This window comes from Cellulomonas sp. GbtcB1 (assembly GCF_019091725.1).
Lineage (GTDB): Bacteria > Actinomycetota > Actinomycetes > Actinomycetales > Cellulomonadaceae > Cellulomonas.
In genome coordinates this window covers 1-22,882 of sequence record NZ_JAGXJG010000006.1, presented here as the reverse complement: position 1 = coordinate 22,882, position 22,882 = coordinate 1, and the positions used below count along the sequence as shown (strand labels likewise).

Annotated in this window: 19 protein-coding genes and 1 pseudogene; 10 read left to right on the top strand and 10 right to left on the bottom strand. The window is 75.8% G+C overall.

The features are described 5' to 3' along the window. The first annotated feature begins 94 nt into the window (after window positions 1-94). A complete protein-coding gene (gene glpK, locus KVT14_RS03695) occupies window positions 95-1,615 on the top strand; it encodes a glycerol kinase GlpK (protein ID WP_217614424.1) in 1,521 nt (506 codons plus the stop codon). 121 nt (window positions 1,616-1,736) lie between these two features. On the opposite strand, the gene KVT14_RS03690 is transcribed toward glpK, so the two are convergent. From KVT14_RS03690 to mgtE, 4 genes are all read right to left on the bottom strand, one after another. Further along, a complete protein-coding gene (locus KVT14_RS03690) occupies window positions 1,737-2,837 on the bottom strand; it encodes a sugar kinase (RefSeq protein ID WP_217614423.1) in 1,101 nt (366 codons plus the stop codon). A gap of 52 nt (window positions 2,838-2,889) precedes the next feature. Beyond that, window positions 2,890-3,528 (bottom strand): bifunctional 4-hydroxy-2-oxoglutarate aldolase/2-dehydro-3-deoxy-phosphogluconate aldolase, encoded by a 639-nt coding sequence (gene eda / locus KVT14_RS03685; protein WP_217614422.1) that lies wholly within the window; start codon window positions 3,526-3,528, stop codon window positions 2,890-2,892. Between the two features lie 297 nt (window positions 3,529-3,825). Beyond that, complete coding sequence (locus tag KVT14_RS23380; protein WP_217614421.1) at window positions 3,826-4,632, bottom strand: IclR family transcriptional regulator; 807 nt, start codon at window positions 4,630-4,632, stop codon at window positions 3,826-3,828. 78 nt (window positions 4,633-4,710) lie between these two features. Continuing rightward, the gene (mgtE, locus tag KVT14_RS03675) at window positions 4,711-6,114 is read right to left on the bottom strand and encodes a magnesium transporter (protein ID WP_217614420.1); all 1,404 of its coding nucleotides are present in this window, start codon (window positions 6,112-6,114) and stop codon (window positions 4,711-4,713) included. A gap of 702 nt (window positions 6,115-6,816) precedes the next feature. Here mgtE and recQ point away from each other — a divergent pair. Both recQ and KVT14_RS03665 read left to right on the top strand, forming a co-directional pair. Next, on the top strand, window positions 6,817-8,991 hold the full coding sequence (recQ, locus tag KVT14_RS03670) for a DNA helicase RecQ (RefSeq protein ID WP_217614419.1): 2,175 nt from the start codon (window positions 6,817-6,819) through the stop codon (window positions 8,989-8,991). Next, a complete protein-coding gene (locus KVT14_RS03665; RefSeq protein ID WP_217614418.1) occupies window positions 8,991-9,947 on the top strand; it encodes an AEC family transporter in 957 nt (318 codons plus the stop codon). The genes recQ and KVT14_RS03665 overlap by 1 nt, the downstream gene beginning before the upstream one ends. A gap of 285 nt (window positions 9,948-10,232) precedes the next feature. On the opposite strand, the gene KVT14_RS03660 is transcribed toward KVT14_RS03665, so the two are convergent. Both KVT14_RS03660 and mgrA read right to left on the bottom strand, forming a co-directional pair. After that, entirely contained in the window at window positions 10,233-11,060 is an 828-nt protein-coding gene (locus KVT14_RS03660; RefSeq protein ID WP_217614417.1) for an alpha/beta fold hydrolase, read from the bottom strand. Further along, window positions 11,057-12,097 (bottom strand): L-glyceraldehyde 3-phosphate reductase, encoded by a 1,041-nt coding sequence (gene mgrA / locus KVT14_RS03655; protein WP_217614416.1) that lies wholly within the window; start codon window positions 12,095-12,097, stop codon window positions 11,057-11,059. The genes KVT14_RS03660 and mgrA overlap by 4 nt, the downstream gene beginning before the upstream one ends. A gap of 126 nt (window positions 12,098-12,223) precedes the next feature. Here mgrA and KVT14_RS03650 point away from each other — a divergent pair, with 126 nt between their 5' ends. The 3 genes from KVT14_RS03650 to KVT14_RS03640 all read left to right on the top strand — a co-directional run bounded on the left by KVT14_RS03650 (window position 12,224) and on the right by KVT14_RS03640 (window position 14,925). Then, the gene (locus tag KVT14_RS03650) at window positions 12,224-12,688 is read left to right on the top strand and encodes a tRNA (cytidine(34)-2'-O)-methyltransferase (protein WP_217614415.1); all 465 of its coding nucleotides are present in this window, start codon (window positions 12,224-12,226) and stop codon (window positions 12,686-12,688) included. A 102-nt stretch (window positions 12,689-12,790) separates the two neighbouring features. After that, a complete protein-coding gene (locus tag KVT14_RS03645) occupies window positions 12,791-14,314 on the top strand; it encodes an amino acid permease (protein WP_308160870.1) in 1,524 nt (507 codons plus the stop codon). 32 nt (window positions 14,315-14,346) lie between these two features. Beyond that, window positions 14,347-14,925, top strand: a complete 579-nt coding sequence (locus tag KVT14_RS03640; protein WP_217614414.1) for a YdeI family protein — start codon at window positions 14,347-14,349, stop codon at window positions 14,923-14,925. A 93-nt stretch (window positions 14,926-15,018) separates the two neighbouring features. On the opposite strand, the gene KVT14_RS03635 is transcribed toward KVT14_RS03640, so the two are convergent. Continuing rightward, the gene (locus tag KVT14_RS03635) at window positions 15,019-15,858 is read right to left on the bottom strand and encodes an LLM class flavin-dependent oxidoreductase (protein ID WP_217614413.1); all 840 of its coding nucleotides are present in this window, start codon (window positions 15,856-15,858) and stop codon (window positions 15,019-15,021) included. 193 nt (window positions 15,859-16,051) lie between these two features. On the opposite strand from KVT14_RS03635, the gene KVT14_RS03630 reads away from it, so the two are divergent. The 4 genes from KVT14_RS03630 to KVT14_RS03615 all read left to right on the top strand — a co-directional run bounded on the left by KVT14_RS03630 (window position 16,052) and on the right by KVT14_RS03615 (window position 20,911). Further along, window positions 16,052-17,893 (top strand): gamma-glutamyltransferase family protein, encoded by a 1,842-nt coding sequence (locus KVT14_RS03630; protein ID WP_217614486.1) that lies wholly within the window; start codon window positions 16,052-16,054, stop codon window positions 17,891-17,893. A 113-nt stretch (window positions 17,894-18,006) separates the two neighbouring features. After that, complete coding sequence (locus KVT14_RS03625; RefSeq protein WP_217614412.1) at window positions 18,007-18,534, top strand: MarR family winged helix-turn-helix transcriptional regulator; 528 nt, start codon at window positions 18,007-18,009, stop codon at window positions 18,532-18,534. Window positions 18,535-18,665: 131 nt separating this feature from the next. Then, window positions 18,666-20,357, top strand: coding sequence for an MFS transporter (locus KVT14_RS03620; RefSeq protein WP_217614411.1), 1,692 nt, complete (start codon window positions 18,666-18,668; stop codon window positions 20,355-20,357). A gap of 86 nt (window positions 20,358-20,443) precedes the next feature. After that, window positions 20,444-20,911: a MarR family transcriptional regulator gene (locus KVT14_RS03615; protein ID WP_217614410.1), complete on the top strand. Its 468-nt coding sequence runs from the start codon at window positions 20,444-20,446 to the stop codon at window positions 20,909-20,911. Window positions 20,912-20,940: 29 nt separating this feature from the next. Here the strand turns inward: KVT14_RS03615 and KVT14_RS03610 are convergent, their stop codons facing one another. The 3 genes and pseudogenes from KVT14_RS03610 to KVT14_RS03600 form a co-directional block, all read right to left on the bottom strand. Further along, the gene (locus KVT14_RS03610) at window positions 20,941-21,837 is read right to left on the bottom strand and encodes an NERD domain-containing protein (protein WP_217614409.1); all 897 of its coding nucleotides are present in this window, start codon (window positions 21,835-21,837) and stop codon (window positions 20,941-20,943) included. Window positions 21,838-21,907: 70 nt separating this feature from the next. Next, on the bottom strand, window positions 21,908-22,315 hold the full coding sequence (gene msrB / locus KVT14_RS03605; protein WP_217614408.1) for a peptide-methionine (R)-S-oxide reductase MsrB: 408 nt from the start codon (window positions 22,313-22,315) through the stop codon (window positions 21,908-21,910). A gap of 240 nt (window positions 22,316-22,555) precedes the next feature. Continuing rightward, window positions 22,556-22,882: pseudogene (locus tag KVT14_RS03600) on the bottom strand (hypothetical protein); the annotation flags it as partial.

Below are 22,882 nucleotides of genomic sequence, written 5' to 3'. Positions count from 1 at the left end.
GCGGCCCGGAGGCCGCACCGTTCCCCGGCAGCGCCGCCCCCGCGGTGCCGCCACCCGCCCCCGGGCGGGGTCAGACCGACGCGAAGGAAGCACCATGTCCGAGCAGTACGTGATGGCGATCGACCAGGGCACCACCTCGACGCGGGCGATCATCTTCGACCACGGCGGCCAGATCGTGTCCGTCGGCCAGACCGAGCACCAGCAGATCTTCCCCAAGGCCGGCTGGGTCGAGCACGACCCCAACGAGATCTGGACCAACACCCGCGAGGTCGTCAGCGTCGCCCTCTCCCGGGCGAACAAGACCTACTCCGACATCGTCGCCGTCGGCATCACCAACCAGCGCGAGACCGCGGTGGTCTGGGACCGGACCACCGGGCAGCCCGTCTACAACGCGATCGTCTGGCAGGACACCCGCACCCAGAAGATCTGCGACGACCTCGCGGCCCTCGGCGGCGGCGCCGAGCGCTACAAGGAGCGCGTCGGCCTGCCGCTGGCGACCTACTTCTCCGGCCCGAAGATCCGCTGGATCCTCGACAACGTCGAGGGTGCCCGCGAGAAGGCGGAGCGCGGCGAGCTCGCGTTCGGCAACACCGACTCCTGGGTGCTGTGGAACATGACGGGCGGCGTCGACGGCGGCGTGCACGTCACGGACGTCACCAACGCGTCCCGCACGATGCTGATGAACGTCGACTCGCTCACCTGGAACGAGGAGATCGCGGCGGAGATGGGCGTGCCGCTCTCCATGCTCCCGGAGATCCGGTCCTCCTCCGAGGTCTACGGCCACGGCCGCAAGGGCGGCTTCGTCCCGGGCGTGCCGATCGCCGGCATCCTCGGCGACCAGCAGGCGGCGACCTTCGGCCAGGCGTGCTTCGAGGTCGGCACGGCCAAGAACACCTACGGCACCGGCAACTTCATGCTGCTGAACACCGGCACCGAGCCCGTCCAGTCGAAGAACGGCCTGCTCACCACCGTCGCCTACAAGATCGGCGACGCCCCGCAGGTCTACGCGCTCGAGGGCTCGATCGCGGTCACCGGCTCCCTGGTGCAGTGGCTGCGCGACAACCTGGGCATGTTCACCGACGCCCCGGACATCGAGTACCTGGCGTCCAAGGTCGAGGACAACGGCGGCGCGTACTTCGTGCCGGCGTTCTCCGGCCTGTTCGCCCCGTACTGGCGCTCGGACGCCCGCGGCGCCCTCGTCGGCCTCACCCGCTACGTCAACCGCAACCACATCGCCCGCGCGGCGCTGGAGGCCACCGCCTTCCAGACCCGCGAGGTGCTCGACGCGATGAACGCGGACTCCGGCGTCGACCTGACCGAGCTCAAGGTGGACGGCGGCATGACCGCCAACAACCTGCTCATGCAGTTCCAGGCCGACATCCTCGACGTGCCGGTCATCCGGCCGAAGGTCGCCGAGACCACCGCGCTCGGCGCCGCGTACGCCGCGGGCATCGCCGTCGGGTTCTGGAACGGCGAGCAGGACGTGCGCGACAACTGGGCCGAGGGCGCGCGCTGGACCCCCGACCTGGAGTCGGACGAGCGTGACCGGCAGTACCGGCTGTGGAAGAAGGCCGTGCAGAAGACCCTCGACTGGGTCGACGACGACGTGCGCTGACGCCGCGCCTCCCCCGCGGCTGCCGGCACCGGCAGCCGCGGGACCGTACGACCCGAACGGCCCCGTCCCCCTCGTCGCGAGGGGGACGGGGCCGTTCCCGTGCCGGGCTGCCCGCGGCGGATCAGCGGTCGACGCGGGCCGAGCCGCCGCCGGCGAGCTTGAGCACCTCGGCCTTCGAGGCCATCGTCGTGTCGCCCGGGGTGGTCATCGCGAGCGCGCCGTGCGCGGCGCCCCACTCGACGGCGGTGGCGAGCGGCTGCCCGTCGAGCAGGCCCGCGGCGAGCCCCGACGCGAACGAGTCCCCGCCGCCCACCCGGTCGAGGATCTCCAGACCCGGGCGGTGCGTGGCCCGGACCAGGCCCTCGTCCCGCGACCAGGCGATGGCGCCCCAGTCGTTGACCGTGGCGCTGCGGACCGTGCGGAGCGTGGTGGCGATGACCCGGAAGTTGTCGAACTCCGCGGCGACCCGGTCGATCATCGCGGCGAACGAGTCGACCTCGATCTCGGAGATCTGCTCGTCGACCCCCTCGACCTCGAAGCCGAGGGCCGCCGTGAAGTCCTCCTCGTTCCCGATCATCACGTCGACGTGCAAGGCGATCTCCCGGTTGACCTCCTGCGCCCGGGCCGTCCCGCCCGTCGCGCGCCACAGGCTGGGGCGGTAGTTGAGGTCGTAGGACACGACGGTCCCGTACCGCTGCGCGGCGGTGACGGCGGCGACCACGGTCTCGGCGGCGGTCTCGGACAGCGCGGCGTAGATGCCGCCGGTGTGCAGCCACCGGACCCCGAGGTGCCCGAACAGGTGGTCCCAGTCGACGTCGTCCGGTGCGAGCCGCGACGCGGCCGTGTGCCCGCGGTCGCTGACGCCCACGGCGCCGCGCACCCCGAACCCGCGCTCGGTGAAGTTCAGGCCGTTGCGGACGTCGCGGCCGATGCCGTCGTACGGCAGCCAGCGCAGGAACGACGTGTCGACCCCGCCCTGGAGGATGAGGTCCTCGACCAGGCGGCCGACCTCGTTGTCCGCGAGCGCCGTGACGACCGCGGTGCGCAGGCCGAACGCCCGGCGCAGGCCGCGGGCGACGTTGTACTCGCCGCCGCCCTCCCAGGCGCGGAACTGCCGGGCCGTGCGGATGCGGCCCTCGCCGGGGTCGAGGCGGAGCATCACCTCGCCGAGGGAGACGGCGTCGTAGCGGCACTCGGCGGCGGGGCGGATCTGCAGGGGCATGGGTGCGCTCCTTCGGGGCGAGCGGGCGAGGGCGGGCGGGCGGGGCGGGCGGTCAAGGGCGCAGGCGGGTGGCGAGCGCGACGGCGTCGGCGACGAGCGTCCGCACCCCGTCGAGGTCGCCGGCGCGCACCCGGTCGCGCGGCACCATCCAGGAGCCACCGACCGCGGCGACGCACGGCAGCGCCAGGTACTGGTCGAGGTTGCCGGGGCCGACGCCGCCGGTCGGGACGAACCGCACGCCGCCGAACGGGGCGGCCAGCGCCGCGATCGCCGCGCTGCCGCCGGAGGTGCCGGCCGGGAAGAACTTGACGGTGTCGAGGCCGAGCTCGAGCGCGGCCTGCACCTCCGTGGCGGTCACCGCGCCGGGCAGCACCGGGACGCCGTGCTCCTGCGCGCGCTCGACGACCGCGCGGGACGTGCCCGGCGAGACGAGGTACTGCGCCCCCGCGGCCACGGCGTCGTCGACCTGCGCGGGCGTCACGACCGTGCCCGCGCCGACCAGCACGTCCCCGCCCCGGTCGGCGATGGCGCGGATGGCGTCCGCCGCGGCGGCGGTGCGGAACGTGACCTCGGCGACCGGGAGGCCGCCGGCGACGAGGGCGTCCGCGAGCGGGCCGGCGTCGCGGGCCTCGTCGAGGACCACCACGGGCACCAGCCGGTGCGCCGCGAGCCGGTCGAGCACGTCCGCCATGTCGAACTCCTTCGTCCTTGCGTTCCGCTGCGCGCAACGCGCGCTGCGCTATGCGCACCGATCGTGGCACACGCCGGCGCACGGCGGCAACGCCGGATGGCGCGGGGGCAGGCGCGCGAGGGCGGTGCCCGCCGAGCTCGGTGGCTCTGCCGCGCTCGGTGGCTCTGCCGAGCTCGGTCGCTCTGCCGAGTTCGGCGGTTCCCGCCCGGTTCGGTGGCCCCGGGCACCGAACTCGGCTGGACCCACCGAACCCACCGCCGCGAGCGGCCGGCAGCGACCGCCGGCGGCGACCCGGGCTCAGGCCGGGGGCAGCGCCAGGCCCGGCGGGAGCAGCGGCGGCACCACCGCGCGGACGCGCGCGTGCACCTCGGCCCGGCGCTCGGCGGTCATCCGGTCCGCCGGGGCCGTGACGCTGAGCGCGGCGACCGGCCGGGACCCGCGCAGCAGCGGCACGCCCAGGCAGGCGATGCCGGGCTCGTTCTCCTCGACCTCGACGGCGTAGCCGCGGCGACGGGCGGCCGCCAGCTCCTCGGCGACGTGCTCGACGTCGACCCGGCCCGCGGGCTGCACGGCCCCGACGTACCCGTCGAGCGCCGCGGCCGGGGTGTCGCCGAACGCCAGCATCGCCCGGCCGAGCGCGGTCGTCGCCGCCCAGTTCCGCCGGCCGACGGCGGACCACACCCGCACGGGCCGCTCGGGCTCGACCTTGTCGAGGTACACCACCTGGGCCCCGCTCAGGACGCCGAGGTGCACGAGCTCGTCCGTGGCGGCGCAGAGCGCGACCAGGGCCCCGTGCAGCCGGGCCGGCAGGTCGTCCTCCGCGAAGTACCGGTCGGCGAGCCCGAGCGCGGCCGGCCCGAGGCCGTACCGCCCGGTTCCCGGGTCCTGGGCGACGTAGTCGCGGTGCCGGAGCGCGGCGAGCGAGCGGTGCACGGTCGTCTTGTGCACGCCCAGGGCCGCGGACAGGTCCGCGAGGCTCGCCCCGGCCGGGCCCGCGGCGGCGACGGCCTCGATCGTCCGGAGGGCGCGGTCGACGCTCTCGACCGGCGACGCGGCAGCCGCCGCGGTGCCCGGCGCGCCCGCGCCGCTCGTCTCCTCCGCCACGGCGCCCACCCTACGGGCGGCGCGGGCGGACCCGCGCCGGCCGGGCCCGGGTCGTGCCGGCTCGCGGGCCGGGCGGGGTCACCCCCCGAGCGCCGTGATGAACCACCGCGCCACCGTGAAGTAGATGACCAGCCCGGTGCCGTCGACGAGCGTCGTGATGAGCGGCCCCGAGCCGACGGCCGGGTCCAGCCCGACCTTGCGCAGCAGCAGGGGCAGCAGCGACGCGATCATCGACGCCCACAGGATGATCGCCCCCGCGGAGACGGCGACGGTCAGCGCGACCTCGCCCCCGACCCCCATCGTCCAGGCACGCAGCCACCCGACCGCCGCGATCGTGACGCACACGAGGAGCCCGGTCGTGATCTCCTTGCGCACCACCCGGCCCGCGTCCCGCAGCCGGACGCTGCCCGTGGCCATCGCCCGGATGACGGTGGCGGTGATCTGGGTGCCCGCGTTGCCGCCGGCGCCGATCAGCAGCGGCACGAACAGCGTCAGCGCGATGACGGTCTCGAGCTCGTCCTCGTAGTGCTGCAGGACGCTGCTGGTGATCGTCGCGGTCACGAACAGCACCAGCAGCCAGACGATCCGCTTGCGCCACAGCAGCAGCGGCGACGCGCGCAGGTACGGCACGTCCATCGGCGCGGCGCCGCCCTGGCGCACGGCGTCCTCGGTGGCCTCCTCCTCGACGATGTCCGCGACGTCGTCGCCGGTGAGCACGCCGAGCAGCTGCCCGTCGGCGACCACCGGGAGCACCGCGAGGTGGTGGTCCTGGAGCAGCCGTGCGGCGCGCTCCTGGTCGGCGGTCGGCTCCACGGTCACGACGTCCTCGCGCATGAGGTCGGCGATCAGCAGCTCCGGCGCGGCCAGCACCAGGTCCCGGAACGACACCATGCCGAGCAGCGCGGGGCCGCCCACGGCCGCGGGGTCGCTGGTCACCCAGACCTCGGCGCTGTCGGCGGTCGCCTCGGGCTGGGCGCGCAGCGAGTCGACGGCCTCGCGGACGGTCATCGTCGGGCGGACCGTCGCGACCTCGGGGTTCATCCGGGCGGCGGCCGAGTCGTCGGGCCAGGCCAGCAGCCCGCGCACGACGGCGGACCGCACGACGCGCATCGCACCGAGCACCGCGGCACGCTCGCCGTCGGGCAGGGCGCGGAGCAGCTCGGCGGCCTCGTCGGGGTCGAGGCTGTCGACGAGCCCGGCGGCCACCTGGGCCGGGACCACGTGCAGCACCTCGGCCGCGGCGTGCGGGTCGAGGGTGCCGAGCAGGTCGTCGGCGGTCGCGGGGTCGAGCAGGCCGACGAGCGCGCGGACCTGCGCGTCGGACAGGTCGGCGAGCTGGTCGGCGCGGCGCCGGGGGTCGGGGGTCTGCTCCAGCCAGACCTCGACGGCGCGGCGGGTGCCGACGGCGACGACGTCGTGCAGGTCGAGCGGTGTCCGCTGGTCGGCCGGGCGACGGGGCAGGACGGGGGTACGGCGGGTCATGGCGCGCTCCTTCGTGGGGAGGCCGCGGCGGGACGTCCCGGTGGCACCCGTGCGCGGTCGCGCACGCCCGGCCGGGACGCACGCCGGGCGGCGCACGGACCGGCGGGACCGGGCGGTCGCGGGGCCGTGGTGCGGCACCGTCGGCGGCGCGGGTCGCCTCGGGGGTGAGGCGGCGCGCGCCGGGGGCGGCACGGCACGGTCGGTCGCGACCGCGGCGGGCGCGGTCGGCGGGTGCCTGCCGACGCGGACCCGGTCCGGCGCGGGGAGCGGCCGGTCCGTCGGACGTCGGGCGGGCGGGGACGTCACGGCGCGGGGCGGTGACGGGTTCGGGACGCCGCGGTCGGCGGCGCCGGGGGGGCGCTGCGGTGGGCGGCGCCGGTGCTCCGCCGACGCCGCGCCGGGCCTCCGCGCGCGGACCCCTGCCGACCCGGGGGCGGCTCAGGCCTGCGCGCGCAGCACGACGGGCGTCGACGGATGCCGACTACTCGCGGTGTCGTCCATCGCGTCCACCTCCTCGCCGTCGTGCGGGTCGGGCCGGCCGGCCCCGCAGGCACCCTAGACCCGGCCCGGTGCGGTGCCAACCCCGTGTGACCGAGGTCGCCCGGCGGGCCGCCAGGACGGTCGGGCGGTGGTCCCGGCGTGCTCCCCGGACCTGTGGACGAGGGGCCGGGAGGGTCGGTGCCCGCCGCTAGGGTGGACGGCGTGACGCAGGCATGGGACGACGAGTGGCCGCTGCCGGACGAGCCGCCGTACGACCCGGCCGAGGAGCCGCCGTACGACCCCGGGTACGCGGCGCGCGGGTCCGCGCCCGCCGGGGGGCCGGCCCGCTCCGGAGGCACTGCGCCGCGTCCCGACGACCGCTCGGCCGCCGCGCACGGCGACCCCGCCGCGGCCCGCCCGGTCGCGCACCCCGCGCACGACGCCACCACCGGCCGCGCGCCGCTCGAGGTGCTGCAGGAGGTGTGGGGCTACGACGCGTTCCGCGGCGAGCAGGCCGACATCATCGACACCGTGGTCGGCGGCGGCGACGCCCTCGTGCTCATGCCGACCGGCGGCGGCAAGTCGCTCTGCTACCAGGTGCCGGCCCTCGTCCGGGCCGGGACCGGCGTGGTGGTGTCCCCGCTGATCGCGCTCATGCAGGACCAGGTCGACGCGCTGTCCGCGCTCGGCGTGCGCGCCGGCTTCCTCAACTCGACGCAGGACCTGGGCCAGCGCCGGGACGTGGAGCGCGCGCTGCTGGACGGCGAGCTCGACCTGCTCTACCTGGCCCCCGAGCGGCTGCGGGTGCCCGAGACCATGGCGCTGCTCGACCGGGCGGCGATCAGCCTGTTCGCGATCGACGAGGCGCACTGCGTGTCCCAGTGGGGCCACGACTTCCGGCCCGACTACCTGGGCTTGTCGGTGCTGCACGAGCGCTGGCCCGGCGTCCCCCGCATCGCCCTGACCGCGACCGCCACGGCCGCGACCCGCACCGAGATCGCCGAGCGGCTGGAGCTGACCGACGCCCGGCAGTTCGTCGCGTCGTTCGACCGCCCGAACATCCAGTACCGCATCGCGCCCAAGGCGAGCCCGCGCCAGCAGCTGCTCGACCTCGTCCGGTCCGAGCACGCCGGCGACTCCGGGATCGTCTACTGCCTGTCGCGGAACTCCGTCGAGCAGACCGCCGAGTTCCTGTCGTCCCAGGGCGTGCCCGCGCTGCCGTACCACGCGGGTCTCGACCGCCAGGTGCGCGCCCGGAACCAGTCCCGGTTCCTGCGCGAGGACGGCCTCGTCATGGTCGCGACCATCGCGTTCGGCATGGGCATCGACAAGCCGGACGTGCGGTTCGTCGCGCACCTCGACCTGCCCAAGTCCGTCGAGGGGTACTACCAGGAGACGGGCCGCGCCGGCCGCGACGGGCTGCCGTCGACCGCGTGGCTCGCCTACGGGCTGCAGGACGTCGTGCAGCAGCGGCGGATGATCGACACCTCCGAGGGCGACGCCCAGCACCGCCGGCGGCTGTCCGCGCACCTGGACGCGATGCTCGCGCTGTGCGAGACGGTCACCTGCCGCCGAGTCCAGCTCCTCGCGTACTTCGGCCAGGACGCGGAGCCGTGCGGCAACTGCGACACCTGCCTGTCGCCGCCGACGACCTGGGACGGCACCGTCCCCTCGCAGAAGCTGCTGTCGACCGTCGTCCGGCTGGAGCGCGAGCGGAACCAGCACTACGGCGCCGGGCACCTCGTCGACATCCTGCTCGGCAAGCGCACCTCGCGGATCGAGCAGCTCGGCCACACCGAGCTCTCGACCTTCGGCCTCGGTGCCGACCTGTCCGACGCGCAGTGGCGCGGCGTCGTGCGCCAGCTGCTCGCGCAGGGGCTGCTCGCGGTCGACGCGGACGGCTACGGGACGCTCCGGCTGACCCCGGCGAGCGCCGAGGTGCTGCGCGGCGACCGCCCGGTGCCGCTCCGGGAGGAGACGCGGACGACGAGGTCGCGGTCCCGGTCGGGCTCCGGCGCGGGGTCGGGCGGGCGCGCGGCCGCGGCGGCGCAGGCGGCCGCCGAGCTCGGCGACGACGCGGCGGCGGTGTTCCAGCGGCTGCGCACCTGGCGGGCCGCGGCGGCGAAGGAGCAGGGCGTGCCCGCGTACGTCGTGTTCCACGACGCGACCCTGCGCGAGATCGCGACCGCCCGGCCCGCGGACCTGGACGCGCTGTCCCGGATCGGCGGCGTCGGCGCGGCCAAGCTCGAGCGGTACGGACCCGGCGTCATCGCGACGCTGGAGGGCCGGGAGCCCCCGACGGCGGAGGAGGTCGCGCGCGACGCGGCGTCCGTCGGGCTGTTCGCGGACGACGACGACCAAGCCACGGGCGGGCCGGGCGGAGGCGCCGGCGCCTGATGCTGGCCGTCCTCTCGGCGCTGGGCACGATCGCGGTCGTCGTCGCAGCGGGCTGGTTCGTGGGCCGCACCGGCGTGCTCGGCGAGAACGCCCAGCGGGTGCTCGCCGCCACCGCGTTCACGGTCGCCACGCCCGCGCTGCTGATCGAGACGATCGGCCGGGCGGACCTCGGGCTGCTGCTGTCCCGGTCGGCGCTGGTCACCTTCGCGACGACCACGGTCGTGGCGCTGGTCGCGGCGGCGGTGCTCGGCCTGATCCGGCGGCGGTCGTCCGGGGACGTGGTCGTCGGTGTGCTCGCGTCCTCCTACGTCAACGCCGGGAACATCGGCATCCCGCTGACCGCGTACCTGCTCGGCAGCGTGGTGTCCGTGGTGCCGCCGACGCTCTACCAGCAGCTCGTGCTCGGGCCGATCGCGATGGTGGTGCTCGACGCCCGGCGCCGGGCCCGGGACGGGGTGGTCGCCGGGACCGCGCCCGCCGGGGCCCTGGGGACGCTGCGCTCCGTGCTCCGGCGCACGCTGCGGAACCCGGTGATCATCGGCACGCTCACCGGCATCGCCCTGGCCGCGCTGCCGTTCTCGCTGCCGGCCGTCGTGTTCCAGCCGCTCGAGCTGCTGGGCGCGGCGGCCCCGCCGCTCGCGCTGCTGACGTTCGGGATGTCGCTCGCGGTGCCGCGGGTCGGCGGCGAGCAGGCGCCCCGGGGCGACGTCGCGCTGGTGGCGGTGCTGCGGGCCGTCGTGCACCCGGCGCTCGCGATCGGGCTGGGGACGCTGCTGGGCCTGCGCGGCGACGCGCTGCTGGCGGTGGCGGTGGTGTCGGCGCTCCCGACGGCGCAGAACGTGCTGGTGTACGCGATCCAGTACCGGCAGGGCACCGCGCTCGCCCGGGATGCGGGCCTGGTGACGACGATCCTGGCGGTGCCGTCGCTCCTGGTGATCGCGGCGGTCCTGGGCTGAGTGCGCGGCCGTCGCCGAGCCCGGCGGGCGGCGCGGGCGGCGCACCACGCGGGTCCGCGCGCGAGCACTGCTGCCAGATAGGACCGTGCCGCCGAGATAGGGCCGTGGACGGTCCGATCTCGGCGGCACGGTCCTCTCTCGGTGCGGGAGCGAGCGAGCACGGGAGCACGGCGTGCGAGCGCGGGAGCACGGCGTGCGGGAGCCGAAGAGTCGTTCGGGCGGCGCGGGCGGCGCGGGCGGGGCGGGCGGACCCGCGCCCGACGCGGCGACCCGCGACCGCGAGAGTCAGCGGGCGGCGTCGGCGCGGGCCACCGCGGCGTCCAGGGCCGCCAGGTAGCGATCCGGGGCCTCGCGGCGGATGTTGTGCCCCGCGTCCGGGAACGCGACGTGGGTCAGCCGGTCGCCGAGCAGCTCCGCCGCCCGCGCCGCCTGGCGGTCCGTCACGACCCCGAGCCCCGGACCCGCGGTGAGCAGCGTGACCGGCACCCGGACGCCCGCGAGCGCCTCGACCCAGTCCCGGCCGAGCCAGTCGTGCGGGACCTCGGCGAGCCGCGGGTCGACCTGCGCCTTCGCCTCCGCCCAGCCGAGGACCTCCGCCTCGGACCACCGCGGGTTGTCGAGCCGGCCGCGCGCGGCGATCTGCTCGACCGTGCGGCCCTGGACGGCGGCGATCGCCGGGGCGAGCCAGTCCGGGACGCCGCCCGGGGTCCGCTCGCCGCCCGCGGCACCGGCGACGCCGACCACCGACCCGTCCGCTCCGGGGGCGTCCACGCCCTCGGCCTCCGCGGTCCGCCACGCCGGGTCCTCGAGCACCAGGCCCGCCACGAGCTCGGGCGCCGTGAGCGCCAGATCCTCCGCCGTCACCCCGCCCATCGAGTGCCCGACGACGAGCGCCGGCCCGAGGTCGAGCGCCCGCAGCGCCTCCGCGGCGTCGGCCGCGAGCGCCGCGACGGTGAACGGCTCGTCCGGCAGCGGCGTGCCGCCGTGGCCGCGGGCGTCCAGCGCGACGACCGCCCGGCCGTCGCCCGCGTACCGCGGCAGGACGGTCGGCCAGCACGTCGACGCGTCGGTGAGCCCGTGCAGCAGCACGACCGGCACCGGCCGTGCGCTCACCGGCGGGCGGTCCCGTCAACGGCGTGCGGCTCGATCGCCGCGATCTCCTCGGCCGTCAGCGGCTCGGCCCGGAGGGCGGCGACGTTGTCCTCGAGCTGGGCCACCGACGACGCCCCGATGAGCGCCGACGTGACCCGCTGGTCACGCAGCACCCAGGACAGCGCGAGCTGCGCGAGCGACTGCCCCCGCGCCTCGGCGATCGCGTTCAGCGCCCGCGCCCGCTCCAGGTAGGTGTCGCCGATCTGCTCGGGCGACAGGAACCGGCTGGTCGCGGCGCGCGAGTCCGCCGGCACGTCGCCCGACAGGTACCGGCCGGTGAGCAGCCCCTGCGCGAGCGGGGAGAACACGATCATCCCGATGCCGAGGTCGCCGACCGCGTCGAGCAGCGACTCGGTCTCCCCCTCGGCGACCTGCTCCACGTGCCGGTTGAACATCGAGTACGACGGCTGGTGGATGAGCAGCGGGGTGCCCAGGTCGGCGAGGATCCGCGCGGCCTCGCGGGTGGCCGACGGCGAGTAGTTGGAGATGCCCGCGTACAGCGCCTTGCCGCTGGTCACCGCGGTGTGCAGCGCGCCCATCGTCTCCTCGAGCGGCACGGACGGGTCCGGCCGGTGCGAGTAGAAGACGTCGACGTAGTCGAGGCCGAGCCGGCGCAGCGACTGGTCGAGCGACGACAGCAGGTACTTGCGGGAGCCGCCGTCGCCGTACGGGCCGGGCCACATGTCGTAGCCGGCCTTGGAGGAGATGACGAGCTCGTCGCGGTACGGGCCGAGGTCCTGCACCAGGTGCCGGCCGAAGTTCTCCTCCGCGGAGCCGTACGGCGGGCCGTAGTTGTTGGCCAGGTCGAAGTGCGTGATGCCGAGGTCGAACGCCCGGCGGAGGACCGCGCGCTGCGTCTCCAGCGGGTTCACGTCGCCGAAGTTGTGCCACAGCCCCAGCGACAGGGCGGGCAGGTCGAGCCCGCTGCGTCCGGTGCGGCGGTAGGGCATCGCGTCGTACCGGTCGTCGGCGGCACGGTAGACAGGGATCGTCGGCATCGTCGTCCTCTCGGGGGTGCGGGGCCCTCGCCCCACCGCCCCCACGCTAGCCCCCACCACCCACGTCCACGCAGGTCGGGGCCCCGGGCGTCGGACCCCCGCCCGACCGGTGAGAGGATCACCGGCGTGCTGCACGTCGTGTTCTTCGAGCCCCGCATCCCCGGCAACACCGGCAACGCCATCCGGCTGGCCGCCGCCACCGGGGCGACGCTGCACCTGGTGGAACCGCTCGGCTTCGTGATGGACGAGCCGCGCCTGAAGCGGGCCGGCCTGGACTACCACGACCTCGCGCACGTCGTCGTGCACCCCGACCTGGACGCCTGCATGGCGGCGCTCGCCCCCGCGCGGGTGTTCGCGTTCACCACGCACACCGAGCGCCGGTACACCGACGTCGAGTACCGGGACGGGGACGTGCTGATGTTCGGCCCCGAGCCGACCGGCCTGCCGCCCGAGGCGCTGGAGCACCCGGCCGTCACCGACCTGCTGCGCATCCCGATGCAGCCCGGCCGCCGGTCCCTCAACCTCACGAACGCCGCATCGACGGCTGTCTACGAGGCCTGGCGGCAACTAGGCTTCCCGGGCGGGATCTGACGGGTCGACTAATCCGGTCTCACCCACCGGACCCCGCCGTGCGAGGAGGCACAGGCTTCGGCATGCTCGCGCGTCGTCGTGCCGTCGTCCGAGGGAGTCCCCGTGGCCATCAGCAACCGCAGCGTGCTGCGCCGGAAGTCCGTGGAGGACTCGCTGGCGTCGGTCGAGGACCCGGACCGGTCCCTCAAGCGCTCGCTCACGGCCTGGGACCTCGCGGTCCTGGGCGTCGCCGTCGCCGTCGGCGCGGGCATCTTCTCGGTCGGCGCGACCGCCGCCGCGAACTACGCCGGCCCGGGCGTGATCATCTCGTTCCTCATCGCCTCGGTCGTCTGCGCGCTGGCGATCATGTGCTACGCCGAGTTCGCGTCGACGCTGCCCGTCGCCGGGTCGGCGTACACGTTCTCGTACGCCACCGCGGGCGAGCTCGTCGCCTGGATCATCGGCTGGGACCTCATCCTCGAGATGCTGCTCGCCGCGGCCGTGATCGCGAAGTTCTGGGGCGTGTACCTGTCGGACGCGTTCGGCCTGTTCGGCATCGACGTGCCGACGACGCTGGAGCTCGGGCCCGTCGACCTCGACTGGGGACCCGTGCTGGTCGTCGCGGTGTTCACCGCCCTGCTCGCCGTCGGCACCAAGCTCAGCACCCGCGTGAACAGCATCTTCACGATCATCAAGGTCGCGATCACGCTGTTCGTCATCGTCGCCGGGTTCTTCTACGTGCGCGCCGAGAACTACTCGCCGTTCATCCCGCCGTCGCAGCCCGCGGAGTCGGCGTCCGGCCTGGAGCAGCCGCTGTTCGGCTTCCTGTCCGGCTTCGACCCGTCGCAGTACGGCGTCATGGGCATCCTGTCCGGCGCCGCCCTGGTGTTCTTCGCGTTCATCGGCTTCGACGTCGTGGCGACCACGGCCGAGGAGACGAAGAACCCGCAGCGCGCCGTCCCCCGCGGCGTCCTCGGCGGCCTCGCCATCGTCACCGTGCTCTACATCCTGGTCACCGTCGTCGTGACCGGCATGGTGTCGTACACCGAGCTCGCGGCGTCCGACTCGCCCTCGCTGACCACGGCGTTCGTCCTGGTCGGCGCCGACTGGGCGGGCAAGGTGATCTCGATCGGCATCCTCATCGGCTTGACGTCCGTGATCATGGTGCTGCTGCTCGGCCTCACCCGGATCGTGTTCGCGATGAGCCGCGACGGTCTGCTCCCCCGCGGCATCTCCCGCACCTCGCACAAGTACAAGACCCCGATCCGGCTGCAGGTCGGCGTCGGCATCATCGTCGCCCTCATCGCCGGCCTGTCCGAGGTCGAGCGCCTCGAGGAGATGATCAACATCGGCACGCTGTCGGCGTTCGTGCTGGTGAGCTTCGGCATCCCGATCCTGCGCCGCACCCGCCCCGACCTGAAGCGCGGGTTCCGGGTGCCGTGGTCGCCTGTGCTGCCGATCCTCGCCGGCGTGGCCTGCCTGTGGCTGATGACCAACCTGACGGTGCTCACCTGGGTCCGGTTCGCGGCCTGGCTGGCCGTCGGCCTGGCGATCTACGCCGTGTACTCGTACCGGCACTCGCGGGTCGGCAAGGGCGAGGCGCCCGACCCCGCCGACGACCTGCCCGCCCCCGCCGGCGGGCACTGACCCCGGCGCGGGCGGACCCGAGGACCGGGACGATGGCGTCGCTCGCCGACCGGCCGCGGTTCCACGCCGAGTCCGTCGAGGACTGGCGGGCGTGGCTCGCGGAGCACCACGCCACGTCGGACGGCGTGTGGCTGGTGCGCTGGAAGCCCGGCTCCGGGCGGCCGACGTTCGGCTACGAGGAGATGGTCGCCGAGGCGCTGGCGGTCGGCTGGATCGACGGCCAGGCGTGGGCGCCGGACCCGGACAGCACCCGGCAGTGGTTCGCGCCCCGGCGGCGCGGGAGCGGCTGGTCCCGGCTGAGCAAGGAGCGGGTGGCGCGACTGGAGGCCGCGGGGCGGATGGGGCCGGCCGGCGCCGCCGTGGTCGCCGCCGCGCGCGCGGACGGGTCGTGGACGCTGCTGGACGACGTCGAGGACCTGGTGGTGCCGCCGGACCTCGCGGCGGCTCTGGACGCCCTGCCGGGGGCGCGGGCGCACTGGGACGGGTTCGCGCCGAGCGCCCGCAAGGTCGTGCTGCGGTGGTTGGTCGACGCCCGCCGCCCCGAGACGCGGGCGGCACGGGTGGCCGAGACGGCGACGAGGGCCGCGGAGGGAGTGCCGGCGCGGCGGTGACGCGTCGTCGGGCTCGCGCGGGGCCGCGGTGGGGTGCGTCCACGCGGTCCGGCGTCGACGGACCCCGAGGTGGCGCCGCCGTCCGGCGCCAGGTCACCCGCGCGGGACGCCCTGGCGCACGCGCTCCGCGAGCGCCTCGTACGTCGAGCCGGGTCCCTCCCAGCGCGACTCGACGAACCAGGTCGCGCCGGCCTCGGCGAGCGCCGCGACCCGGTCCTGCGCCTCGGCCGGGTCCTCGGGCAGGACGCCCTGGAGGACGATCTCGTAGGGGCCGGCGTCGGGGGCCCGGTGCTCGCGCACCCACGCGGCGATCTCCGCGACCTCCGCCGGCCCGAGCTCGTCCATCGCGCGGTCGCCGCGCAGCTGCGGGACCAGGCCGTCGTACCGCACCGCCCGCCCCATGGACCGCTCGCTGGGGTAGGCGCCGACCACCCAGATCGGCACGCGGGGGCGCTGCACCGGCCGCGGCCGGAACCGCAGATCGGTGACGCGGTGGTGCGTGCCCTGGTAGGAGAACGTCTCCCCGCCGAAGGCCAGGTCGAGGATCGCGAGGTGGTCGTCGAGGAGCTCGGCACGCTCGCGCGTGCTCGTGAGCTCGCCCTCGACGCCCGCGAACGCGCGGTCGACCGGCACGCCCAGCCCCGCGGGGATCACGAGGCGGCCGCCCGAGAGGTGGTCGACGGTCAGCGCCTGCCGCGCGACGACCCACGGCCGGCGCCGCGGCAGCGCGAACACCAGCGCGCCCAGCGTGATCCGCTCCGTGCGGACGGCGGCGGCCGCGAGCACCGCCCACGGGTCCCACACGTCGCCGTCGACCCCGATGTCGACCGCGTCCCAGGTGAAGTACCCGTCCCAGCCCGCGTCCTCCGCCTCGGCCGCCAGCCCGACCAGCTGGTCGACCGTGCCGAACGTCCCGACGATGCCGAACTTCATCGCGTCCCCCTCGCCGCCGTGCTCGACCGTTGTGCTGCGTCCGCCACGCTACCGACGACCTCCGACACGGCCGCCTCCCGGCCCGGCGGCGCGTCGACGGGGGGTCGACGTACCGTGACGGTGCCCCGCCCGCCCGCACCACCTGGAGCCGCCCGTGTTCACCACCCGCCCCGAGCTCGTCGGCACGCACGGCATGGTCGCCTCGACGCACTGGCTCGCCAGCGCCGTCGGGCAGTCCGTCCTCGAGCGGGGCGGCAACGCGTTCGACGCCGCCGCGGCGGCAGGGTTCACGCTGCAGGTGGTCGAACCGCACCTGAACGGCCCCGGCGGCGACGCCCCGATCATCGGGCACCGCGCAGCGGACGGGCACACGTTCGTCGTCTGCGGCCAGGGCACGGCGCCCGCGGCGGCGACGATCGAGGCGTACACCGACCAGGGGCTCGACGTCGTCCCGGGCACCGGCCACCTCGCAGCGGTCGTGCCGGGCGCGTTCGGCGCGTGGCTCGACCTCCTGGCGCGGTACGGCACCCTGCCGCTCGCCGACGTCCTCTCCCCCGCGATCGGCTACGCCCGCGACGGCTACCCGCTCGTGCCCGCGGCGGTGCGCACGATCCGGACCGTCGAGCGGCTGTTCGCCGAGCACTGGCCGACGTCCGCCGAGGTGTACCTCCCGGGCGGCGACGTCCCCGGGGCCGAGGCCCGGTTCCGGAACCCCGCGCTGGCCGACACCTACGAGCGGGTGCTCGCCGAGGCGCGCGCCGCGGGCGCGGACCGGCTGGCGCAGATCGAGGCGGCGCGGCGGTCGTTCTACGAGGGGTTCGTCGCGGAGGCGATGGCGGCGTTCGTGCGGCAGCCGGTGCTCGACTCGTCCGGCTCGGCGCACGCGGGGCTCCTGACGGCCGACGACCTCGCGGCCTGGCGGCCCACCGAGGAGCCGACCGTCGCCGTCGACTTCGCGGGCGTGCAGGTGCACAAGACCGCGGCCTGGGGTCAGGGACCGGTCCTGCTGCAGCAGCTGCGGATGCTGGAGGAGCTCGGCGTCGCGGACGCGGACCTCGGGTCGGCGGAGCTGGTGCACACCGCGCTCGAGGTGACGGACCTGGCGTTCGCCGACCGCGAGGCCTGGTACGGCGACCCGGCCGACGGCGACGTGCCCCTCGACGCGCTGCTGTCCCGGTCGTACGCCGCGGAGCGGGCGCGGCTCGTCGGGCCGGCGGCGTCGGACGGGGTGCGGCCCGGGTCGCCGGACGGCCGCACGCCGCGGCTGGCCGCGCTGTTCGGGTCGCCGTCCACCGGCGCGGACGGCTCGCCGGTGTGGCCCGGGCGGTACGAGGACGCCGCGGGCGGGCCGGCGCTGGGGACGGGCGAGCCGACGCGGGGTCCTGCGCCGGAGCCGGCGGGCGCGGCGGCGGTCGACGGGCCCGCGCTCGACGTCCGGCCGTCCGGGGAGACCCGCGGCGACACCTGCCACGTCGACGTCGTCGACCGCTGGGGGAACATGGTGTCGGCCACCCCGTCGGGCGGCTGGCTGCAGAGCTCGCCCGTCGTCCCCGGCCTCGGGTTCGGCCTGCCGACCCGCGCGCAGATGTTCTGGCTCGAGCCCGGTCTGCCGTCGTCGCTCGCACCCGGTCGCCGGCCGCGGACCACCCTCAGCCCGGGCCTGGTGCTCCGCGACGGCGGCGGGTTCGCGTTCGGCACGCCCGGCGGCGACCAGCAGGACCAGTGGACGATCCCGTTCCTGCTGCACCACCTGCTCGGCGGGCTCGACCTGCAGGCCGCGATCGACGCGCCCGGCTGGCACTCCACGCACGTGCCGTCGTCGTTCCACCCGCGCACGAGCACGCGGCGGGGCGTCGAGGCGGAGTCGCGGCTCGGGGACGACGTGCTCGCGGAGCTCCGGCGCCGGGGGCACGTCGTGCGGGACGCGGGGCCGTGGAGCCTCGGCCGGGTCAGCGCGGCGGGCGTGCGGCCGGACGGGCTGCTGCACGCGGGCGCCAACCCGCGCGGCATGCAGGGCTACGCCGCGGGCCGCTGACCCCGCACCTCACACCGGCGCGGTGATCACCCTCACATCACCCGGGGAACAAGTTGCCCAGCGCAACCGTTGTGATAGTTTGCCTGCTGCAACCAATGAAAGAGGTCCCCGCCGTGCCCAGCACCCCCGCCTACCGCGTGCTCATCGACGCCATCGCGCGTCTGCAGCGCGTGCAGCGCGAGGTCGGCACCGAGCTGGCGCGCGACCTCGAGTGCCCGCGCGCCGCCCTCAGCCTGCTCTGGCTGCTGGACAAGGTCGGCGAGCTGGGCATCGGCGACGTGGCGCAGCACCTGCACGTCGACATCTCGGTCGCGAGCCGGCAGGCCAGCCAGCTGGTCGAGTCGGGCTACGCCGAGCGCACCACCCCGGACGCGCCGGGCACCGACCGCCGCGTCCGCACGGTCCGGCTCACGGAGCGCGGCAGGGCGTTCACGGCCGACACCAAGGTCGCGATGGACGCGCGGGCCGCCGAGGCGTTCAGCGCCTGGACGCCCGCGGAGCTGGCCGAGGCGTCCACGGTCCTCGAGCGGATCGCGGACACGATGGCCGAGTTCGGCACGCGCCCCGCCGCCGACCCGGTCCCGACGGGCACCCCGGCCGAGGACCCCCGCGCGCCGGCGCTCGCCGCAGCGGCCACCTGACCGACCCCGGTCGGTGCGCAGCCGCGCGCACCGGCCCCCGCAGCACGCGACCGCACCGGCCGCGCCGCACCACCACCACGTCCGCCGACGGCGCCGGGCACCGCATCCCAGGGCGAAAGCAGAGTTCACGCATGAGCAGCACCACCCGGGCCGAGAGCCCGACCGTCGACCGCGGGCCCGCGCCCGCGATGAACCACCGGCAGGTGATGGAGGCCCTCTCCGGCATCCTGCTCGGCATGTTCGTGTCCATCCTGGCCACGAGCGTCGTGTCGAGCTCCCTGCCGAAGATCGTCAGCGACCTCAAGGGGTCGCAGTCGTCCTACACCTGGGTCGTCACCGCGACCCTCCTCACCACCACGATCACCACCCCGATCTGGGGCAAGCTCGCCGACCTGGTGAACCGCAAGCTCCTCATCCAGATCGCGCTGGTCATCTCCGTGCTGTCGTCCGCGGCGGCCGGCTTCTCGCAGACCGTCGGCTTCCTGATCAGCATGCGCGCCCTGCAGGGCATCGGCGCCGGCGGCCTCACCGCCCTCGCCACGGTCCTGATGGCCGACATCCTCAGCCCCCGCGAGCGCGGCCGGTACATGGGCCTCATGGGCGGCATCATGGGCATCGGCATGGTCGGCGGCCCGCTGCTCGGCGGCGTCATCACCGACAGCCTGTCCTGGCACTGGAACTTCTTCGTCGGCCTGCCGTTCGCGGTCGCCGCGATCATCGTGCTGCAGCGCACGCTGCACCTGCCGCAGATGGCCCGCAAGGTCGTGCGGATCGACTACTGGGGCGCCGCGCTCATCTCCGTGGGCATCGCCTCGCTGCTGCTGTGGGTGACCTTCGCCGGCGACAAGTTCGACTGGCTGTCGTGGCAGACCGCCGTCATGGTGGTCGGCGCCCTCGTGGTGCTGGCGATCGCCGTGGTGGTCGAGAACAAGGTCGCGGACCCGATCATCCCGATGCACCTGTTCAAGAACCGCACCGTCGTCCTGTCCGTCATCGCGTCGGTCGCGGTCGGCGTGGCGATGTTCGGCACCTCGGTGTTCCTCAGCCAGTACATGCAGGTGGCGCGCGGCAAGACCCCGACGCAGTCCGGCCTGCTGACCATCCCGATGATCCTCGGCCTGTTCCTGTCGTCGACGATCGCCGGGCGGTTCATCACCAAGTACGGCCGCTACAAGGGCTTCATGATCGCGGGCGGCGTGCTGCTGACCGGCGGCCTGGCCCTGATGGGCACCATCCGGTACGACACCAGCTTCGTCCTGGTCGGCCTGTTCATGTTCGTCATGGGCGCGGGCGTCGGCATGCTGATGCAGAACCTGGTCCTCGCGGTGCAGAACATCCTGGACGTCTCCGAGACCGGCTCCGGCACGGCGACCGTGGCGTTCTTCCGGACCCTCGGCGGCGCGATCGGCGTCTCGGCCCTCGGCGCGGTGCTCGGCAACCGGATCACCGGCTACCTCACCGACGGCCTGGTGTCCGCGGGCATCGACCCCGCCGCGCTCGGCGGCGGCACCACCTCGGTGCCGGACGTCTCCACGCTGCCGGAGCCGGTCAAGACGATCGTCGAGTCGTCCTACGGCCACGGCATCGCGGACCTGTTCCTCATCGCGGTCCCGCTGGGCGTCATCGCCCTGATCGCCGTGCTGTTCCTCAAGGAGGTGCCGCTCGGCCGCCGGTCCGGCGTCGAGCAGCTGCTCGACCAGGAGCAGACCGGTGAGGCCGTCCTGGCCGAGGCCGGCACGCCCGGCGCCCAGCAGGCGGTCGGCCAGCAGGCCGAGGCCGAGCTGACGGACGCCCAGCAGGGCACCCCGGCCCACCGGGCCTGACCACCGCGGGTCCGCCCGCGGCACGACGCGAGGCGCCCGGCCGTCCCACCGACGGCCGGGCGCCTCGCGTCGTCCACAATGGGTCGGTGGACACCCCGACCGACCCCGTCGCGCGCATCGAGTCCGAGCTCGGGCTGCTGCTCCGCCGTGCGCGCGCCTCGGCCGAGCGCCTCGCCCGCGAGGTGCACCCCGACCTCGAGCCCTCGGCGTACCCGCTGCTGGTCCGGATCGAGCGCGAGCCCGACGTCCGGGCCAGCGAGCTCGCCGAGCACATCGGCGTCGGCCGCGGCACGATGTCGCGCCAGCTCGGGCGCCTGGAGCAGCTCGGGCTCATCGAGCGCCGGCCCGACCCCGACGACTCGCGCGGGCAGCTCATCCGCGTCACGGCCGAGGGCGCGCGCCGGGTGGACGCGGCGCGGGTCGCGCGGCGGGCCTACCTGTCGGCCGCGCTGGGCACCTGGGCGGCGGAGGACCGGGGGCTGCTCGCGGACCAGCTGCACCGGCTCAACGAGTCGCTGGCGGCCACGCCGCCGCGGGTGCAGCCCGGGTCCTGACGGCGCGCGCCCTCCCGGGACCGCGCGCGTCAGACCGCGCGGCTGAGCGCCCAGGTGCTCCGGCGCCGGGCGATCGCCGCGACCGCGTCGACCCGCCCCGGCGACCAGCGCACGGGCATCGCGGCGAACACGTCCGGCACGTCCGCGTCCGGCAGCACCAGCGCGTCGTAGGGCGACGGGGCCAGCACCTCGACGGTGCCGTGCACGACGAGCACGCCCCGCACCGCGACCGGCGACCCGACGGCGGCGCGCAGCAGCGACCCCGCGCGGGCGGCCGTCAGCCGCACGTCGCGCAGGTCGGCGACGCCGCGACCGTCCGCGGACAGGTGCCGGGAGTCCAGCACCAGGCGCTCCGGCCCGGACGCGGCGGCGGGCCGCTCGGCGACGGCGAACGCCCCGGGCGGGCCGATCAGCAGGTGGGCGACCACCGAGCCCTGCCGGCCGACGGGGACGTCGTGCAGCACGTGCCACCCGTCCAGCATCAGCCGGTCGAGGCGGTCGCAGAGGCTCTCGCGGGCGCCGCGCGGCTCGGCGTCGGGGCGCGGGCTCACGAGGTCGTCGGCGCGGTGCCGGCCGCGGCGCGCGGGGGTGTCCGCGGCGTCGTCGGCCGGGGCCTCCTCGCACGCGTCCCGGCGGGCGCGCCGGCCCCGGGGGCGCGGCTCGGGCTCGGGCTGCGGCTCGTCCTCCGGGAGGACGTCGGCGGTCGGGACGACCAGCTCGGGCACGTCGGCGCGCAGGTAGGCCTGCGCGGCGCCGCGCACGGCCTGCTCCAGGCCCTCGCCCTCGAGCGCGGCAGCGTCGGCCTCCACGGCCACCTGGCCCGTGGCGAGGTCGACGCTGCCGAGGGGCGCGCCGGTCTCGGCCGTGACGTACAGCCGGTCGGCGCCGTAGCGGCGCCACCGGCGGACGATCAGGGCCTGTTCCACCTCCGGGATATCGGCAGCAGACCGCTTTCCCTGAAGCATCGGCGCTCCCCTCCCCCACACGGGGGGCAGCCTACTTCGGGTCGAAGGTCAGACTCACCGAGTTCATGCAGTAGCGGTCACCCGTCGGCGTCTGCGGCGCGTCGTCGAACACGTGCCCGAGGTGCGACCCGCACTTCGCGCAGCGCACCTCCGTGCGCACCATGCCCAGGCTGCGGTCCTCGATCAGCTCGACCTTGTCACCCGCCAGCGGGGAGAAGAAGCTCGGCCACCCGCAGTGGGAGTCGAACTTGGTCTCGGACCGGAACAGCTCGTTGCCGCAGGCGCGACAGCGGTACACGCCCTCGCGCTCCTCGTCGAGCAGCTTGCCGGTCCACGGGCGCTCGGTCCCGGCCAGGCGCAGCACCTGGAACTCGGCGGGGTCCAGCTCGACCCGCCACTGCGACTCGTCCTTGGTGACCTCGTAGGTCTTGTCCGCCATCGCGGTGCTCCTCTCGCCCTGCGGACGCCCCGCCCGGTGCGGCCGGGGCTGGTCCGCCGGCAGCAGAACGCGGATGCGGGGCGCGGTGTTCCTCGACCCTGCCCGGACGCGCGACCGCCCGCGACCGGAGGCCGGTCGCGGGCGGTGCTGCCGGGTGTCTCGGCGCGCGGCCTGCGGTTTCCGGCCGGGCCGACGCCCATCGGCGTGGGCCCGCCCGGAACCCGTAGGGCGCGACGTCGGCTACTGCTGGGCGCCGCCACCCGAGCGGCCGCGGCCGCCGCGGCGGCGACGGGCACCGCCCTGGCCCTCGGCACCGGCACCCGCGCCGCCGGCCTGACCGGCGCCGCGCGACCGGCCCGCGCCGCCCGAGCGCGCGCCCGCGGGGGCACCGCCCCGGCCGCCGTACGAGCCGGTGGACGGCGCGTCGCCGCCCGAGGTCCACGCGACCATCGAGCCGCCGAGCACCGGGACGCCGCGCCCGCGGTCGGACCGGCCGCGGCCGCCGGACGCCGGAGCGGAGGAGCCCCCGCCCTGGCGCGCCGGGCGCGCACCGCCGGCCGGGGCACC